Consider the following 17,261-nt stretch of genomic DNA (forward strand, 5'->3'; position numbering starts at 1 on the left):
CGCGCAATCCGCGCAGCGCATCCCCAGGAGGAGACAAGCATGATGAAGAGACTATTGGCCGGCGTCGCGCTGGCCTGCATTGGCGTCGCGAACCCGTCGTACGCTCAGGACCCGTATCCCAGCAGGCCCGTGCGCATCGTGGTGCCGTTTTCCCCGGGCGGCGCGGCGGACATCATGAGCCGGCTGCTGGCCGAGCGCCTGACCGCCAAGCTGGGCCAGACCGTGATCGTCGAAAACAAGCCGGGCGGCGGCACGATGATCGCGTCCGACTACGTGTCGCGCGCCGAGCCCGATGGCTACACGCTGCTGATGGCGGCTTCGTCGCTGGGCATCGCGCCCAGCATCTACGCCAAGGTCAATTACGACCCCATCAAGGACTTCGCGCCGGTCAGCCAGGTGGCGTCGGTGGTGCACGTGCTGGAGGTGCATCCGTCGATTCCCGCCAAGAACGTAGGCGAACTCATCGCCTACCTGAAGGCGAACCCCGGCAAGGTCAGCTACGGCTCGGTGGGCACCGGCAGCTCCACGCATCTGGAGGCCGAACTCTTCAACAGCATGGCGGGCGTGCAGATGGCGCACATTCCGTACAAGGGCAGCGCACCCGCGCTGAATGACCTGGTGGCTGGGCGCATTCAGGTGATGTTCGACGCCTGGGCTTCGTCCGGCCCCTTCGTGAAGGACGGCAAGCTGCGCGCGCTGGCAGTCACCACGACGCGGCCGTCGGCGTCTGTGCCGGATCTGCCGACGGTGGCGGGCTCAGGTCTGCCGGGTTATTCCGCGATGCCGTGGCTGGGTCTGGTGGCGCCGGCCCGCACGCCGCAACCGGTGATCGACAAGCTCTATCAGAATCTGGCGCAGATTCTGGAGCAGCCCGATGTGAAGGCGCAGTTTGTGGGGCTGGGGCTGGACATCATCGGCAGCGACCCCAAGACGTTTGCCGCTTTCATCCGGCAGGACGTGACCACGTGGGCCAAGGTGGCGCGCGAGTCGAATATTCGTCTGGAGTAGCAGGAATGAGTGAAGTGCAATCCGCACGCAACACCGCGTGCGACCCCGTAGGCAACACCGCGTGCGACAGCGCAGCGATTGACGACGCGGCCTTTCGGCAGTCGTTGCGCGCGTGGCTGGCCTCGGCCTATGCCCGGTTCGCCCGGGACTGGCCGGGCGGCGCGGCCCCGCGCGACCTGGACTTTCGCCGCGCCTGGGAAGACACCTTGTGCGCCAACGGCTGGTCGGGCTTGGGCTGGCCCAAGGCGCATGGCGGACAGGCCTTGCCGCTATCTCGCCAAGCCGTGTTTCATGAAGAGCACGCGCGTTCCGGCGCGCCGTTGGGCGTGAATCTGATTGGCCACGGCATCCTGGCGCCGACCTTGCTGCACTTTGGCACCGACGCGCAAAAGGCCCGCTTCCTGCCCGGCATTCTGTCCAACCGCGAAGTCTGGTGCCAGGGCTATTCGGAACCGGGCGCGGGGTCCGATCTGGCCTCCGTGCGCACCCGCGCCGAGGCCGTTGACGGCGGCTACCGGCTGAACGGCCACAAGATATGGACGTCGTTTGCCGACCGCGCGCAGTGGTGCTTCGTGCTGGCGCGTACCGACCCGCAAGCGCCCAAGCACAAAGGCTTGAGCTTCTTGCTGGTGGACATGCGCAGCCCCGGCGTGCGGGTCGAGCCCATCCGCCAGATCACGGGCGAGGCCGAGTTCTGCGAAGTGTTCTTCGAAGATGTCTTCGTGCCGGCGGACTTGCTGCTGGGTGAACAGAACCAGGGCTGGAAGGTGGCGATGGCGGCCGCCAGTTTCGAACGCGGCACCTACTTCATCCCGCGTCTGGTGCGTTTTGCGCAAGAACTCGGCACGGTGCGCCAGTTGGCGCTGCGCCCCGACGCCTATGGCCATGTGCCAGCCTCGTCAGCTTCCGTGCGCCACAAGTGGGCGCGGCTGGCGGCGGACAGCCATGTGCTGGCGTTGAAGTCGCAGCGCGCGTTGGCCGGCGCCATGCGGGGCGATCCGCCGGGGCCTGAGGGTTCGTCCACCAAGATCCACTGGAGCGAAGCGCATCAGCGCTTGTTGGAACTGTCGATGCAGCTGCTGGGCGAATCCGCCTGCCTGACGGACGGCGCCGACGAGCAGGCCGCGGCGCTGACACACGCCTATCTGTGGTCGCGCGCCGAGACCATTCTGGCGGGCACCTCCGAGATCCAGCGCAACATCATTGCCGAGCAGATGCTGGGCTTGCCCAAATTTTGAAACCCGATCTGAAGCCCGATTTGAAACCCGATCTGAATCCCGTAGCCACATCACCATGACCTTTCTGCTGACTGAAGACCAGCGCATGCTGCAAGACGCGGCGCGCCGCTATTTGTCCGAACGCCATCCGCTGTCATTGGCGCGCAATGCGGCGGCGCGCACGCACGCTGAACGTCTGGCGCAATGGCGCGAGTTGGCCGCGCAAGGCTGGCCGGCGTTGTTGGCGCCTGCCGAACAGGATGGCTTGGGGCTGGGTCTGTCCGACGCGTGGGTAGTCGCCGAAGCGGCCGGCCGTCATCTGCTGAGCCTGCCGCTTGTGGCCAACATAGTCGTGCTGCCTACGCTTGTTGATGCGGGCATCAAGGGGCTGGCCGCGCAGTGGGCGCGTGAAGTGATGCAGGGCGACCGCTATTTTGCAGACGCCTCGGTGCGCCCCGATGGGTCGATCTTCATCGAGGGCGCGGGCGAGGGCGTGTCGGCGTTGTCCGTACGGTGCACGGGGCCGAACGCCTTGCTGCTGGAACGCTACGCGCCCGTTGGCGGCTTGGCGGGGTTGGACCCGACGATGCCCGTGGCGGTGGTGGCGCGGCCTGACGTTCTGGACCGCATCGAACTGCCCATTGGCACGGAAACCGCGCGCCGCTTGCGAACCCGGCTGACGCTGCTGCGTTCGGCCGAACTGTTGGGCGCGGCCGCGGCGGCCTTGGATATGGCGGCGGCCTACGCGCAGGAACGCCGTCAATTCGACCGCGCCATCGGCGCCAACCAGGCCATCAAGCATCGGCTGGCGGACGATTGGATGGCGCTGGATGACGCCCGGCTGGCCGGCATGGCTGCGGTGGCATCGCACGACGCGGGTTCCGAAAACGCGGACCTCGATGCGCTTTATGTGCCGCTATTGGCGGTTGAAGGCGGCCGCCGCGCCGTGCAAAACGCCATCCAGACGCATGGGGCGATGGGCGTCACGTGGGAATGTGACGCGCATCTGTATCTGAAGCGCGTGCTGCGGCTGGCGGCGGCGCTGCATGCGCAAGCCTCCTGCGCCGAACTGTTGGAACGAATCTGGGAAGGCGGCGCGGCAATAGCGGCGTGAGCGGGGCCGCCGTGCCTGACGCCGCGCGGCGTCCGCCCTACAATCCCGCCATGCATAAATCGAACTTCCCCTCTGAACTTGATCAGCCGACGCTGTCCGAAGTGGACGGCGTGCGCTATTTGCACTTCAACACCGAATGGGTTCAGGGCGCCATGCGCATCAAGAACCCGTCGGAACTGGTGTTGGAATACACCGGCCAGATGATGGCCTGGCTGCTGTTCCTGGAGCCGCCCAAGGAAGAAGCCATCGGCATGCTGGGCCTGGGCGCGGGGTCGCTTGTGCGGTACTGCGTCAAGCACACGCGCAGCCCCTTGCTGGCGGTGGAGTGGAATCCGCGCGTGACGGCGGCCTGCCACATGTTCTTCCGGCTGCCGGGGGCCAACCGGCTGGAAGTCGAGCACGCGGACGCGGGCGCCTGGGTGGCCGACCCCATGAACGCGGGGCGTTGCCCGGTGCTGATGGTTGACCTGTACGACGCGGCCGCCGAAGGGCCGGTGCGCGACAGCGTGAAGTTCTACCGCGATTGCCGCCGTGTGCTGGGTGATGTCGGCGTGCTGGCCGTGAACCTGTTCGGCCGCCACGAGAGCTTTGGCAAGAACATCGACAACCTGTCCAAGGCGTTTGACGACCGCGTGCTGCTGCTGCCCGAGGTCGACGCGGGCAACCAGATCGTGCTGGCCTTTTCCGGGCCGCGCCTGGCCGTGACCCCGGCAGACCTGCTGGCGCGGGCCGAGGTCGTGGAATCGAAGTACGGCCTGCCGGCGCGCCGCTGGGCGCGGGCGCTGACCCGCCACGCCGTGGACGGCGTGCTGCATTTCTAAGACCATCGCCCGGCGTTCTGCCGGGCGTGTTTCCCTATTAGGGTAGGTACGGGGGCGGAAGGGGGTTTACCTTTTTCCGTGGCGGGCTCTATCATGGCCTTATTCATAATTATGAATTACGGCGCAGTTCAAGCCGTTCATCCATGAGCCAACCCATCGTCCGTCAAGCCCTGTACCTGGAAGTCGCGGATCGTTTGCGCGCCATGATCCATGCGCGCGCGCTCAGCAATGGCGAATGGATTGACGAGCTTCGGCTGGCAGGCGAAATGGGCATTTCGCGCACCCCGCTGCGCGAGGCCCTGAAAGTGCTGGCCACCGAAGGGCTGGTGCGGCTGGAGCCGCGCCGCGGCTGCTTCGTCAATGAACTGTCCACGCAAGATCTGGAAGACATCTTCCCGCTGATGGCCATGCTGGAAGGGCGCTGCGCCTTCGAGGCCGCCCGCAAGGCCACCGACGCGGAGCTGGCGGCGCTGGAGCCGCTGCACGCCGAACTGGCGGGCCATGCCCAGGCCGGCCGCATCGACGCCTATTACCAAACCAACTACCTGATCCATGAAGCCGTGCAGGCGCTGGCCGGCAACCAATGGTTGTCCGATATGGTCGGCAATCTGCGCAAGGTGCTGAGCCTGTCGCGGCACCGCAGCCTGGCGCGGCCGGGGCGCATCCAGCAATCCTGCACCGAACACCTGGCCATTTTCGACGCGCTGAAGGCGCATGACAGCGAAGCCGCGCAGGCGCTCGCCCACACCCATCTGATGCGGCAGCTGGAAGCGCTGCGCGTGTTGGCCAATGAAGACGCCGCCGATCCGGCGTTATCCGATCCCATCGTTATCCAGGAGCCCGCCCATGTCCGACCCCGCCAATCTCGCGCCCGCGCGGGGCGCACGCACGCCTGAGCCCGAGGCCGAACTGATTGACGCCGCAACGGCGGCCGAAAGCGCCAGCCTGATGACGCGGCTGGGCCGCTTGTGGGAACGCGGCCGCCTGCCCAGCGAATCCGAAGTCCGGCGCCTGTTCGAAGCGCGCCTGACCGACGTAGCCGCCAACAAGCTGGCGCGCCGCTGGTGCGAGCAATACAGCGCGGCCGACGGCAAAGACCGCCGGCTGATGCTGGCCGCCTTGGCGCAGGTGCGCGCAACTTACGCGGGCGACGGCGGCGAGGGCACGCGCCTCTTCAAACGATTCAATGGCTTGCCGCAGGGCCTGCGCTTCCTGGTGGAATTGCGGGCCGACATGGTGCGCTGGCGCAAGCAGGTATCCGGCATTCAGGGGCTGGACAAGGAACTGGAAGCGCTGCTGTCGGCGTGGTTCGATGTGGGCCTGCTGGAGCTGCGTCCGCTGACGTGGGATTCGCCCGCGTCGCTGCTGGAAAAGCTGATCCTGTATGAAGCGGTGCACGAGATCAAATCCTGGGATGATCTGCGCCGCCGCGTGTCGCCCGACCGCCGCTGCTACGCCTACTTCCATCCGCAAATGCCGGGTGTGCCGTTAATTTTTGTGGAAGTCGCCTTCGCCAGCCAGATGGCCGACAACGTGCAGGTGCTGCTGGACAGCACGCTGCCGCCGCAGGATCTGGACAAGGCGCGCTGGGCAATCTTCTATTCCATTTCGAATACGCAGCCGGGCTTGAAGGGCATCAGCTTTGGCAACTTCCTGCTCAAGCGCGTGGTGGAACAATTGCTGGAAGAGCTGCCCAAGCTGAAGGCGTTCGCGACGTTGTCGCCGATTCCCGGGTTCTCGGATTGGCTGGGCAAGCTGGATGCTGACGCCGTGGAAGCCATCGTGCGCGAAGACAAGTCGCGCGCCAAGGACCGCAAGCGCGAAGGCGTGCCGGACGGCCAGCGTTGGGTCGCCCGCCTGGCCACGGCCGCGCAGGGCAAGGCGTCCGATGTGGTCAAGCGCGCGAGCTTCAAGCTGGCGGCGACGTATCTGCAATCCATGAAGAACGGTTTGCCAGTGGACGCCGTGGCGCGCTTTCACTTGGGCAATGGCGCGCGCATCGAACGCCTGAACTGGGCGGCGGACACGTCGCCCAAGGGTCTCAAGCAATCGTGCGCGCTGATGGTCAATTACCTGTATGACCTGGACGAGCTCGATACCAACCTGGCGCGTCTGGGTGAAGGCAAGCCCCAGGTCAGCCGGGGCGTGGGACGCGTGGGCTGAACGCCGGATACACGGCGCCATCCATCCATAAGAAGGGCAGGGGACATGAAGGAAGACGACGCTGGCCGCGTGCGGCTGGAACGCGAAGGGGGCTTTGCCTGGGTGACGCTATCGCACCCCGGGCGCCTGAACGCGATCACGGTGGGCATGTGGGGGCAACTGCGCGACGTGTTCACGCAGCTGGCCGCCGATGACAGCCTGCGCTGCGTGATCGTGCGCGGCGAAGGCGGCAATTTTGCGGCGGGTGCGGATATCCGCGAATTCCCGCAGCAGCGCGCCAACATGGCCGGCGTGCAGCGCTATCACCGTGACATCCTGGCGCCCGCGCTGCAAGCCGTGGCGCAATGCCCGCATCCTGTCATTGCTCAGATTGAAGGCGTGTGCGTGGGCGGCGGGCTGGAAATCGCCAGCCAGTGCGACCTGCGCATTGCCGGCGCATCCGCCCGCTTTGGCGTGCCGATCAACCGGCTGGGCTTTCCCATGGCGCCCGACGAAATGCGCGGCCTGCTGGCGCTGGCCGGGCGCGCCGCCACGCTCGCCATCCTGCTCGAAGGCCGCGTGTTCGGCGCCGACGAAGCGCTCGGCCTGGGCCTGTTGACGCGCATCGTGCCGGATGAGCAGGTGGCCGACGCGGCCCGCCGCAGCGCCGAGCGCATCGCGCAGGGCGCACCCATCGCCGCCCGCATCAATAAACGCTTGTCCGCAAGGCTCGCCCAAGGCGGCGCCTTGACCGAAGCCGAATATCAAGATTATTTCTCCTATGCCGACAGCCGGGACCACAAGGAAGGCGTGCGCGCTTTCCTGGCCGGCGTAGACCCTTCCTTTTCCGGAGATTGACCAAGGTGAGCAACGCCAACCTCTATGCCGTCCTGCAAGGCGGCTTTCCCAAGGACCGCAGCAAAGTCGCGCTGGAAACGCCCGACCTGGAATACACCTGGGATGACATCGACCGCGCCACCGCGTGCCTGGCCAACCTGCTGATGTCGCTGGACTTGCCCGAAGGCTCGCGCGTGGCGGTGCAGGTGGAAAAATCGCCCGAAGCGCTGCTGCTGTATCTGGCCACGTTGCGCGCCGGGCTGGTGTACCTGCCGCTGAACACGGCGTACCGCGAATCCGAAATCGAATACTTCCTGGGCAATGCCGAACCGGCCGTGGTGGTGTGCGCCAGCAAGAACCGCGACTGGGTGCAACGCGCCGCTGACAAGGCGGGCTGCGCGCATGTTTACACGCTGGATGAAGACCGCACCGGCACCTTGCTGGAGGCCGCCGGCAGCCTGCCGCAAACGTTCACCACCGTGGTCCGGCAGGCCGATGACCTGGCCGCCATTCTGTACACGTCCGGCACCACCGGCCGCAGCAAGGGCGCGATGCTGTCGCATGGCAACCTGGCCGCCAACGCCCAGGTGCTGCATGAATACTGGGGCTGGCGCGAAGACGATGTGCTGCTGCACATGCTGCCCATCTTCCACGTGCACGGCTTGTTCGTGGCCTCGCACGGCGCGCTGCTGGCCGGCGCCAAGATGATCTGGCTGCCCAAGCTGGACGCCGATCAGGCGCTGCATTACCTGCCGCAAAGCACGGTGATGATGGGCGTGCCGACGTATTACGTTCGTCTGCTGGCCGACCCGCGCTTTACCCGCGACGTGTGCGCGAAGATGCGCCTGTTCATTTCGGGATCGGCGCCGTTGCTGGCCGAAACGTTTACCGACTTCGAACAGCGCAGCGGCCACGCCATTCTGGAACGCTACGGCATGAGCGAAACCGTCATGCTGACGTCCAACCCCTACGACGCCAAGCTGGGCGAGCGTTTGGCCGGCACCGTCGGCCGTGCGCTGCCGGGCGTGCAGGTGCGCGTGGTGGATGATGCGGGCATCGCCTTGGCGCCGGGTGAAATCGGCAACGTGCAGGTGCGCGGCCCCAATGTATTCTCGGGCTACTGGCGCATGCCGGAAAAGACGCGCGAAGAATTCACCGAAGACGGTTGGTTCAAAACGGGCGACGTGGGCCGCTGGGGCGGCGAATCCGCTGGGCGCGACGTGCCGGCCGATTACCTGTCCATCGTGGGCCGCAGCAAGGACTTGATCATCTCGGGCGGCTTTAACGTCTATCCGAAAGAGATCGAAACGCTGATCGACGACATGCCCGGCGTGGCGGAATCGGCAGTGATCGGCGTGCCGCACGCCGACTTCGGCGAAGCCGTGGTGGCGGTGGTGGTGCCCAAGAACGGCGTGTCGCTGGATGCCGCGGCGATGCAGCTTGAGCTCAAGTCACGCATCGCGAACTTCAAGGTGCCCAAGCGCGTGCACATCGTGGGCGAGCTGCCGCGCAACACCATGGGCAAGGTGCAGAAGAACGTGCTGCGCGAAACGTACAAGGCGCTTTAACGCCAGGCGAAGATGCCGGTCCCCAGGGGCCGGCATTTTTTTATCCCAAGGAGACGATCCCCATTCAATGTGAACGCAGTCCTGGCAGCTTCATTCCATAAAAAATCCAAGAGACGAGACGCACATAACCGCGCCGTCCCCATGATGCAGCAAGAGGAGACACTATGAGAGTTCGCACGACCGCCGCAGCCGTATTCGCCGTGGCAGCCCTGAGTGTTGGCGGTGTGGCCGCCGCGCAATGGCCTGAGCGCCCCATCACGCTGATCGTTCCGTTCCCCGCAGGCGGCGGCACGGATACCTTTGCCCGTCCGCTGGCCCAGCAACTGACCATGCAGCTTGGCCAGACGGTGGTGATCGACAACAAGGGCGGCGCAGGCGGCACGGTGGGCGCAGGCGTGGCCGCCAAGGCCCGGCCCGACGGCTACACCTTCTTCATGGGCGGCGCGCATCACGCGTTGGCCCCGTCGCTGTACAAAAGCCTGAACTACAACATCCAGAAGGACTTCGTGCCCGTTGCGCTGGTGGCGCAGCCGCCGCAGGTGGTGGTCATCAACGCCAGCAAGCTGCCAGTGAAGACCTTGCAGGAATTCATCGACTACGCCAAGAAGCACCCAGGCGAAATCAACTTCGGCACGGCCGGCAAGGGCAGCACGCATCACCTGGCGGGCGAATTGTTTGCCATGCAGACCGGCATCAAGTTGGTTGATGTGCCATATCAGGGGGCAGGACCTATGTTGTCGGCGCTGATCGGCGGCCAGGTGGATCTGGCGTTTGACGGGCTGGGGTCGTCGTCAGGCCATATTCGCGCTGGCGTCATCAAGCCCCTGGCCGTGGCCGCGACCGAACGCTCGGCTTCGTTGCCCGACGTGCCGACCGCCGCCGAAGCAGGCGTGCCGAATTACGTCGTGTCGACCTGGTACGCCATTTGGGCGCCCGCCGGCACGCCGAAGGAAGCGGTCGACAAGATGGCGGTGGAAATCACCAAGGCCTTGAACACGCCGAAGCTCAAGGAAACCTGGGCCGGTAACGGTTCTGCGGTGCCGACATTGACGGGCGCTGACTTCGGTAAGTTCGTCGATAGCGAGGTGGATCGCTGGGCGAAAGTCGTGAAAGATTCCGGGGTGAAGCTGGATTGATGCGTTTGCCGGACCGGATTCATATTACTATTGATAATCGTTATCATTGGTAAATCTGCTTTCCGGTCCGTCGAACGTCATGAATCAAAGCGGTACGCCTGCGCCCATTGAAGGGCTCTATATTCAGCATCAATCCTGGCTGCGCGACTGGCTGCGCAGAAAGACGGGCTGCCCATTCGATGCGGCCGACCTGACCCACGACACCTATCTGAAAGTGCTGGTCCGCGAGGACGACACGCGCGCCCTGCGCGAGCCGCGCGCGTATCTGACGACCATTGCGCACGGCTTGATGGTGAATCTGTTTCGCCGCCGCGATATCGAACGCGCCTATCTGGACAGCCTGGCGCTGGTGGAGGACGCGCACGCGCCTTCGCCCGAACGCCGCGCCCTGGCATTGGAAGCGCTGCTGGAAATCGACCGTTTGCTTGACGGGCTGCCCGCCAAGGTGCGCAAGGCGTTTCTGCTGTCGCAGCTGGAAGGGCTGCGCCACGGCGAGATCGCGGAACGCATGGCGGTGTCGGTGAGCTCGGTGCGCCAGTATCTGGCGCGCGCCATGCAGCATTGCCTGGCGGCGTGGTGAGCGCGCGCGCCACGGGGCGGGTGGAATTGCCGCCCGCCGTCATCCGAGAAGCCAGCAACTGGTTTGTGCGCCTGGGCGCCGAAGAGGCCACGCCGACCGACGGCGCGGCCTGTCGCCGCTGGATCGACGCCGACCCCTTGCATCGCCTGGCATGGGAACGCGTGGAAATGTTGGGACGCCAATTCGGTCAGGTTGACCCCCAAGCCGGTTTGGCGGCGCTGGACCGCCTGCCATCCCGTGGCCGGCGTCAGGCGCTGAAGGCCTTGTCGCTGGTGCTGGGGGCGGGCGGGCTGGCGGCGGCGGGCTTGCCGTGGCGCGCCTGGAGCGCCGACTTCACCACATCGGTGGGGGAACGGCGCGTCGCCACGCTGGCCGACGGCACGGTGCTGAGCCTGAACACGGACAGCGCGGCCGACGTGCGGTTTGACGGTTTGCTTCGCCAGATCGTGTTGCGCCGGGGCGAGCTGCATATTGCGTCGCACGCCGATCCGCACGTGCCTGCGCGGCCCTTGGTCGTGGCCACGCCCCTGGGCCGCATCACCGCGCTAGGCACGCGCTTTGTCGTGCGCTTGTTGGACGACGAGGCCTGGGTGGCGGTGACCGACGGCGCCGTCAGAATCGAACCGATCTCAGGCGGCGCGGGCGCGGCGCGCGTGGTGGACGCCGGCGCCGGCACGCATTTTGATGCGCGCGCGGTGCAAGCTGCCCGCCCCGCGCCCCATGCCGACGACTGGGTGCAAGGCGCGCTGTACGCCGATGCCATGCGGCTGGATGCCTTCGTTGATGCGCTCAGCCGGCATCGCAAGGGCAGGCTTGTGTGCGACCCGGCCGTGGCGGGCTTGCGTATCTCGGGCTCGTACCCGCTGGGCGACACCGACCGCATCCTGGCCGCCGTTGAACGCGCGCTGCCCGTGCGCGTCGATCGGTTCACACGCTACTGGGTAACGATCCGCCCGCGAGGGTGATTCAAAGAATTTTCTGCGCGGCCCTGTCACTTTTGCATTCTCGATTGGCATACGGGTGAAGCCTCGATTTTCTTCGCCTGGAACCCAACGAAATGTCTCTGCCGTTTTTCCCCTCTCATTGCTCAGCGCCAGCGGGTTTGCGCTTGAAGGCGTTTGCCGCGCTGGTGCTGGCCGCCATGGCGGGCGCCGCGCTGTCACCCACGACGGTGCAGGCGCAACCCCGCGCCGCCAATACGATCCGCCATTCCGTGACCATTCCGGCCGGCGCACTCGGCGCCGCGTTGTCCAGCTTCGCCCAGCAGACGCAGGTGCTGCTGTCGTTCGACCCGGCGCTGACGTCAGGCATGGAGTCGGCCGGGCTGCAAGGCGGATACGACATCGACCAGGGCTTCGCGGCCCTGTTGGCGGGGACGGGCCTGGAAGCCGTGCGCCGCGCCGATGGGGATTACCAATTGCAGCGCGCGGGCGGCCCGCAGGCCACGCAGTTGGCGCCGGTGGTGGTGCTGGGCGCAGGCGCCACCACCGAAGGCACGGGCGATTACACCGCTGACTGGATGCGGTCAGCCAACGGCCTGGTGCTGTCCCAACGCGAAACGCCGCAATCCACCAGCGTGCTGACCCGCCAGCAAATGGACGACCGTTCCATCACGTCCGTGCGCGACGTCATGGAAAACGCCACCGGCATGAACGTGCAGCAGGCGGAGTCCGAGCGCCTGACGTATTACTCGCGCGGCTTTTCCATGGACACGTTCCAGTTCGACGGCGTGGTCAAGCCGCTGAACGGCCTCTACCAGTTTGGCGATAGCAACCTGGACCCGGTCATCTACGACCACGTGGAAATCATCCGCGGCGCGACCGGCCTGATGAGCGGCACGGGCAACCCAGGCGGCTCGGTGAACTTCATCCGCAAGCGTCCCACCCGCGAGTTCCAGGGCGACATCAAATTGTCGGCCGGCACCGAAGACACCTATCGCGGCGAAGTGGACTTGTCCACGCCGTTCAATGAGTCGGGCTCGGTGCGCGGGCGCATCGTCGGCGCCAAGGAACGGCGCGGCGACACGATGGACCTCTACAAGAAAAAGCGCGACGTGCTCTACGGCATTGTCGAGGCCGACATCGCCGACGCCACCACGGTCAGCCTGGGCGCATCGGTGCAGCGCACGCGGCCCAGCGGCATCAGTTGGGGCGGGCTGCCGGCACTCGATGCCGATGGCAAGCCGATCGATTGGCCCAAGGGCCAGGCCATGGGCGCGAAGTGGTCGCGCTGGGACACCGATTCGCATGAGTATTTCGCGCAGCTGGACCATGGCTTCGCCAACGGTTGGAACGCGCGTTTGTCGTTCACGCGCCTGGAAAACAAGTTTGACGCGCCGCTGCTGTTCACATCAGACGTGCCCGTCACCATCGATGGCTTTTCCACGCCGCCATTGCTGCGTAAATTCGTGGGCGGCAGCGACCAGAACGTGGTGGGCGGTTCGATGGACGGCGGCTTCGATGCGTTTGGCCGGCAGCATCAGTTCAACGTCGGCTTCTCGCATTCCGATATCAAGGCCTGGAACCAAAGCTGGGACACGACGGATCAGGACACCTATCCCATTCCCGACGTCCACCACTGGACGGGCGACTGGCCCGCGCCCAACTGGGACATCCTGGCGCTGTCGCAAACCAACCGCAACAAGCAGACGGGCATCTACGGCACGCTGCGCCTGGGCCTGACCGAGCGGCTGCATCTGCTGACCGGCGCGCGTTGGACCCGTTGGGAATCCACCGAAACCAGCGGGGGCGTGACGGGCTATTCGCACACGTACTCCGAAGTCACGCCTTATGTGGGCGTGACCTATGACCTGAACGACACCTACACCGCCTACGCCAGCTACACCAACATCTTCCAGCCGCAGATGGTGAAAACGCAGACGTGGGACATGGCCGGCCCAGCCTATGGCCACAACTACGAGATGGGCCTGAAGGCGGCGTACCTGGATGGCCGGGTGAACGCATCCGTTGCGGTGTTCCAAACCGATCAGAAAGATGTGGCCGAGTACGGCGGCTACGACTACGCGCACGACGACGGCTGGTATTACATCCTGGACGGCACGCGCACGCGCGGCTTCGAAGCCGAAGTGGCGGGCGAAGTGATGCCGGGCTGGAACGTATTCCTGGGCTATACGTATCGCCAGTCCAAGGACAACAACGGCAAGAAGGTGCAGACGACCCAGCCCGAACAGCTGCTGAAGCTGAGCACGGCGTACCGTCTGCCCGGCGCGCTGAACAAGGTGACGGTGGGCGGCGGCGTGCGCTGGCAGAGCCAGACCAGCGCACAGACGTACTACGGCCTGAAGTCCGGTTCGATCGTGCAGAAACCCTACGCGTTGTTTGATCTGATGGCGCAGATCAACTTCACGGACAAGACGCAGTTGCAGCTGAATGTGCGCAACCTGGCCGACAAGAAGTACTACCGCTCGATGGGCTTTTACAACTCGGTCTTCTATGGCGAAGGCCGAACCGCGCTGCTCACGCTGACGCAGCGCTTCTAGTCAACGTGCTATCGCCAGTCGCTCGCCTGGCTGAGCTTGGCCAACTGGTCACGCGTCAGCGTCAGGCTGGCGGCCTTGACCAGTTCGTCCAGCTGGGCGATCGACGTTGCGCTGACGATCGGCGAGGTAATGCCGGGCTGCGCGATCTGCCAGGCGAGTGCCGCCTGCGCAGGCGTGCAGCCGGCGTCTTCCGAAACCTCGTCCAGCGCTTTCAGGATGCGGAACCCGCGCTCGTTCAGATACGTGTCCACAATCTTCTGGCCGCGCGCGCTCTTGCTGACGTCGGCGGCGCTGCGGTACTTGCCGCTGAGAAAGCCGCTGGCCAGCGCGTAGTAGTTGATGGTGCCCATCTGCTGCGTCTTCACCAGGCTTTGCAGGCCAGACTCGAAGGGCTCGCGGCTGTACAGGTTGTATTCCGGCTGGATGCTTTCATAGCGCGGCAGGTCGTGGCGTTCGGCGGTGATCAGCGCTTCCGACAGGCGCACGGCCGTGTAGTTTGACGCGCCAATGGCGCGTACCTTGCCCGATTCGATGTGCTTGGCGTATTCGGCCAGCGTATCGGTCAGCGGCGTATCGGGATCATCCTTGTGCGACTGGTACAGGTCCACGTAATCCGTTTGCAGCCGGGCAAGCGAGGCATCCAGCGAGCGGCGGATGTAGGCGGGCGCCAGGCCTTTGGCGTCGGGCCCCATTTCCATGCCGACCTTGGTGGCGATCATCACGCGGTCGCGCTTGCCGGAACGCTTTAGCCATTTGCCGATCAGCGTTTCAGATTCACCGCCCTGGTTGCCCGGCACCCACCGCGAGTACACGTCGGCGGTGTCGATGAAGTTCAGCCCGGCATCCACCAGCGCGTCCAGCAGCGAGTACGTGCCGGCCTCGTCAACGGTCCAGCCGAAGACGTTGCCGCCGAAAGTGAGTGGGGGAATTTGCAGGCCGGAACGGCCCAATGCGCGTTTGATCATGATGAGGCCTTTGGATGCGGCGGCCGGTCTTGGAGCAAGGGCGGCCGCGCGGATTTAGTATATTGGCGCCGCGTGCCCCGGCGTGGGGCGCGCCACTTCCGGCATGCACCATTTCAGGGATTCCCCCCAAATTCTTTTGCGTGGCGGCAAGTTAGACTATACGGCTTTACGGCCTGCGCAAGCCGTCGGGAAGCCGCCGGCGCCGCCGTAACCACGAACAAATACCCGACGAACATATACCAAGGGTTCAAGGAGCTAAGTAATGCTGATCGGAAAAAAACATTTTCTGACGGTTGGCGCCATGGCGCTGGCAATGGCTATCGCCGCGCCGGTGTCCGCGCAGCAGAAGTCGGTGGCGGTGACCGCCATCGTCGAGCACCCGGCGCTGGATGCCGTGCGCGACGGCGTGCAAGACGCGCTGAAGCAAGCCGGCTATGAACCCGGCAAGAACCTGAAGTGGCAATACCAAAGCGCGCAGGGCAACAACGGCACCGCCGCGCAGATCGCCCGCAAGTTCGTCGGCGACCGCCCCGACGCCATCGTCGCCATCGCCACGCCGTCGGCCCAGGCGGTTGTCGCCGCAACCAAGGACGTGCCGGTGGTGTATTCCGCCGTGACCGATCCCGTTGCCGCCCAACTGGTGTCCAGCATGGATGCTTCCGGCACCAACGTGACCGGCGTGTCCGACTTGCTGGCGCTGGACAAGCAGGTTGAACTCATCAAGAAAATCGTTCCCAACGCCAAGCGCGTGGGCATCGTCTACAACCCGGGCGAAGCCAACTCGGTGGTGGTGGTGAAGAAGCTTCAGGAAATTCTGCCGAAGTCGGGCATGAGCCTGGTGGAAGCCGCCGCCCCGCGTTCGGTTGACGTGGCATCCGCCGCGCGCAGCCTGATTGGCAAGGTCGACGTCATCTACACCAACACCGACAACAACGTCGTCTCGGCGTATGAATCGCTGGTGAAGGTGGGCAACGACGCCAAGATCCCGCTGATCGCCTCCGACACCGACAGCGTCAAGCGCGGCGGCATTGCTGCGCTGGGCATCAACTACCGCGACCTGGGCGTGCAGACGGGCAAGGTGGTGGTTCGCATCCTGAAGGGCGAAAAGCCCGGCGCCATCCCGTCGGAAGTGGTCTCCAAGCTTGAGCTCTACGTGAACCCGGGCGCCGCCGCCAAGCAAGGCGTGACGCTGTCTGACGCCATCATCAAGTCGGCCGCCGTGGTTGTGAAGTAAAACGGCGCCGCACAAACCCCGCCATACCTGCTAGGTGTGCGCGGGGTTTTTTTTCACCGATGCGCTTGACCAACTCCGCTTGCGGCCCAATCCGCAGGCGTGGCGGCGCTTTGGCAGAAAAAAAGCGAAAATGACGCGCCGGGAAACGTTTGTTGCGAAAGCTGGGGTAAAACTGACCCCCAAACGCAAGAAACCCGACGTTTCAAGTCTTTAATATGCACCATCCTTACCCTGATTGGATTTAACCCATGTCATTGTTCTCGTTGTTAGGCGCGTTGGAGATCGGGCTGATCTTCAGCCTGGTGGCCTTGGGCGTGTTTATCTCCTTTCGCCTGCTGCGCTTCCCCGACCTGACCGTTGACGGCAGCTTCCCGCTGGGCGGCGCCGTCTGTGCCACGCTGATCGCGTCGGGCACCGATCCGTTTTCGGCCACCATCATCGCCACCTTCGCCGGCGCGGCCGCGGGGCTGGTCACGGGCTGGCTGAACGTGAAGCTGAAGATCATGGATCTGCTGGCCAGCATCCTGATGATGATTGCGCTGTACTCGGTCAACTTGCGCATCATGGGCAAGCCCAACGTTCCGCTGATCACCGAACCTACGGTGTTCACCATTTTGCAGCCGGGTTGGATTGCTGATTACGTGGCGCGCCCGCTGATCCTGATTGTGATTGTGATTCTGGCCAAGCTGGCGCTGGACTGGTTCTTCGCCACGCAGACCGGGCTGGCCGTGCGCGCCACCGGTTCCAACGGCCGCATGGCCCGCGCGCAAGGCGTGAATACGGGCCGCATGATTCTGGGCGGCATGGCGCTGTCCAACGCGCTGGTTGCCTTGGCGGGCGCGCTGTTCGCACAGACGCAAGGCGGTTCCGATATTTCGATGGGCATCGGCACCATCGTGATCGGTCTGGCGGCGGTGATCGTCGGCGAAAGCATTCTGCCGTCGCGCAAGCTGGTGCTGGCGACACTTGCCGTCATCATCGGCGCCATCGTTTACCGCTTCTTCATCGCGCTGGCGTTGAATAGCGATTTCATCGGCCTGAAGGCGCAAGACCTGAACCTGGTTACCGCGGTGCTGGTCACGTTCGCCCTGGTCATTCCGATGCTCAAGCGCCGCCTGGTCGGCAAGAAGGGGCGCTGAT

At 65.0% G+C, this 17,261-nt stretch carries 15 protein-coding genes; 14 read left to right on the forward strand and 1 reads right to left on the reverse strand.

Annotated features, from left to right (window positions below; translation table 11 throughout):
- Positions 1–39: 39 nt before the first annotated feature.
- The 12 genes from AC1DB0_RS15805 (at position 40) to AC1DB0_RS15860 (ending at position 13,922) form a co-directional block, all read left to right on the forward strand.
- On the forward strand, positions 40–1,008 hold the full coding sequence (locus tag AC1DB0_RS15805; protein ID WP_175171340.1) for a Bug family tripartite tricarboxylate transporter substrate binding protein: 969 nt from the start codon (positions 40–42) through the stop codon (positions 1,006–1,008).
- A 5-nt stretch (positions 1,009–1,013) separates the two neighbouring features.
- Positions 1,014–2,246: an acyl-CoA dehydrogenase family protein gene (locus AC1DB0_RS15810; RefSeq protein ID WP_441371527.1), complete on the forward strand. Its 1,233-nt coding sequence runs from the start codon at positions 1,014–1,016 to the stop codon at positions 2,244–2,246.
- A gap of 55 nt (positions 2,247–2,301) precedes the next feature.
- Positions 2,302–3,339 (forward strand): acyl-CoA dehydrogenase family protein, encoded by a 1,038-nt coding sequence (locus AC1DB0_RS15815; protein WP_454669382.1) that lies wholly within the window; start codon positions 2,302–2,304, stop codon positions 3,337–3,339.
- Between the two features lie 50 nt (positions 3,340–3,389).
- Entirely contained in the window at positions 3,390–4,160 is a 771-nt protein-coding gene (locus AC1DB0_RS15820; RefSeq protein WP_342066749.1) for a class I SAM-dependent methyltransferase, read from the forward strand.
- Positions 4,161–4,303: 143 nt separating this feature from the next.
- Positions 4,304–5,056, forward strand: coding sequence for a GntR family transcriptional regulator (locus AC1DB0_RS15825; protein WP_054426460.1), 753 nt, complete (start codon positions 4,304–4,306; stop codon positions 5,054–5,056).
- Positions 5,007–6,323: a malonyl-CoA decarboxylase domain-containing protein gene (locus AC1DB0_RS15830; RefSeq protein WP_476757262.1), complete on the forward strand. Its 1,317-nt coding sequence runs from the start codon at positions 5,007–5,009 to the stop codon at positions 6,321–6,323. Before AC1DB0_RS15825 ends, AC1DB0_RS15830 begins: the two co-directional genes overlap by 50 nt.
- 45 nt (positions 6,324–6,368) lie before the next feature.
- Entirely contained in the window at positions 6,369–7,160 is a 792-nt protein-coding gene (locus AC1DB0_RS15835; protein WP_441371531.1) for an enoyl-CoA hydratase/isomerase family protein, read from the forward strand.
- A 5-nt stretch (positions 7,161–7,165) separates the two neighbouring features.
- Positions 7,166–8,707, forward strand: a complete 1,542-nt coding sequence (locus tag AC1DB0_RS15840) for a malonate--CoA ligase (protein ID WP_476757263.1) — start codon at positions 7,166–7,168, stop codon at positions 8,705–8,707.
- Positions 8,708–8,871: 164 nt separating this feature from the next.
- Complete coding sequence (locus AC1DB0_RS15845; RefSeq protein ID WP_054426456.1) at positions 8,872–9,843, forward strand: Bug family tripartite tricarboxylate transporter substrate binding protein; 972 nt, start codon at positions 8,872–8,874, stop codon at positions 9,841–9,843.
- A 79-nt stretch (positions 9,844–9,922) separates the two neighbouring features.
- The gene (locus tag AC1DB0_RS15850; protein WP_054426733.1) at positions 9,923–10,423 is read left to right on the forward strand and encodes a sigma-70 family RNA polymerase sigma factor; all 501 of its coding nucleotides are present in this window, start codon (positions 9,923–9,925) and stop codon (positions 10,421–10,423) included.
- Positions 10,420–11,388 carry a FecR domain-containing protein gene (locus AC1DB0_RS15855; protein WP_476757264.1) on the forward strand — a complete coding sequence of 323 codons (969 nt, stop codon included), beginning with the start codon at positions 10,420–10,422 and terminating at the stop codon, positions 11,386–11,388. The genes AC1DB0_RS15850 and AC1DB0_RS15855 overlap by 4 nt, the downstream gene beginning before the upstream one ends.
- A gap of 92 nt (positions 11,389–11,480) precedes the next feature.
- Complete coding sequence (locus AC1DB0_RS15860; protein ID WP_447578217.1) at positions 11,481–13,922, forward strand: TonB-dependent siderophore receptor; 2,442 nt, start codon at positions 11,481–11,483, stop codon at positions 13,920–13,922.
- Between the two features lie 8 nt (positions 13,923–13,930).
- Here AC1DB0_RS15860 and AC1DB0_RS15865 read toward each other — a convergent pair whose 3' ends face one another.
- Entirely contained in the window at positions 13,931–14,887 is a 957-nt protein-coding gene (locus AC1DB0_RS15865) for an aldo/keto reductase (protein WP_054426452.1), read from the reverse strand.
- Positions 14,888–15,149: 262 nt separating this feature from the next.
- Between AC1DB0_RS15865 and AC1DB0_RS15870 the strand changes: the two genes are divergently transcribed.
- Both AC1DB0_RS15870 and AC1DB0_RS15875 read left to right on the forward strand, forming a co-directional pair.
- The gene (locus AC1DB0_RS15870) at positions 15,150–16,121 is read left to right on the forward strand and encodes an ABC transporter substrate-binding protein (RefSeq protein ID WP_054426450.1); all 972 of its coding nucleotides are present in this window, start codon (positions 15,150–15,152) and stop codon (positions 16,119–16,121) included.
- Between the two features lie 248 nt (positions 16,122–16,369).
- Positions 16,370–17,260, forward strand: coding sequence for an ABC transporter permease (locus AC1DB0_RS15875; RefSeq protein ID WP_054426448.1), 891 nt, complete (start codon positions 16,370–16,372; stop codon positions 17,258–17,260).
- Position 17,261: the final 1 nt, after the last annotated feature.

Source organism: Achromobacter sp. 10T422 (assembly GCF_056394065.1).

Coding starts and splice junctions, on each gene's coding strand:
- AC1DB0_RS15830 (WP_476757262.1), top strand. CDS start 5,007: ATGTCCGACCCCGCCAATCTCGCGCCCGCGCGGGGCGCACGCACGCCT.
- AC1DB0_RS15820 (WP_342066749.1), top strand. CDS start 3,390: ATGCATAAATCGAACTTCCCCTCTGAACTTGATCAGCCGACGCTGTCC.
- AC1DB0_RS15865 (WP_054426452.1), bottom strand. CDS start 14,887: ATGATCAAACGCGCATTGGGCCGTTCCGGCCTGCAAATTCCCCCACTC.
- AC1DB0_RS15850 (WP_054426733.1), top strand. CDS start 9,923: ATGAATCAAAGCGGTACGCCTGCGCCCATTGAAGGGCTCTATATTCAG.
- AC1DB0_RS15810 (WP_441371527.1), top strand. CDS start 1,014: ATGAGTGAAGTGCAATCCGCACGCAACACCGCGTGCGACCCCGTAGGC.
- AC1DB0_RS15815 (WP_454669382.1), top strand. CDS start 2,302: ATGACCTTTCTGCTGACTGAAGACCAGCGCATGCTGCAAGACGCGGCG.
- AC1DB0_RS15805 (WP_175171340.1), top strand. CDS start 40: ATGATGAAGAGACTATTGGCCGGCGTCGCGCTGGCCTGCATTGGCGTC.
- AC1DB0_RS15835 (WP_441371531.1), top strand. CDS start 6,369: ATGAAGGAAGACGACGCTGGCCGCGTGCGGCTGGAACGCGAAGGGGGC.
- AC1DB0_RS15845 (WP_054426456.1), top strand. CDS start 8,872: ATGAGAGTTCGCACGACCGCCGCAGCCGTATTCGCCGTGGCAGCCCTG.
- AC1DB0_RS15875 (WP_054426448.1), top strand. CDS start 16,370: ATGTCATTGTTCTCGTTGTTAGGCGCGTTGGAGATCGGGCTGATCTTC.
- AC1DB0_RS15860 (WP_447578217.1), top strand. CDS start 11,481: ATGTCTCTGCCGTTTTTCCCCTCTCATTGCTCAGCGCCAGCGGGTTTG.
- AC1DB0_RS15870 (WP_054426450.1), top strand. CDS start 15,150: ATGCTGATCGGAAAAAAACATTTTCTGACGGTTGGCGCCATGGCGCTG.
- AC1DB0_RS15825 (WP_054426460.1), top strand. CDS start 4,304: ATGAGCCAACCCATCGTCCGTCAAGCCCTGTACCTGGAAGTCGCGGAT.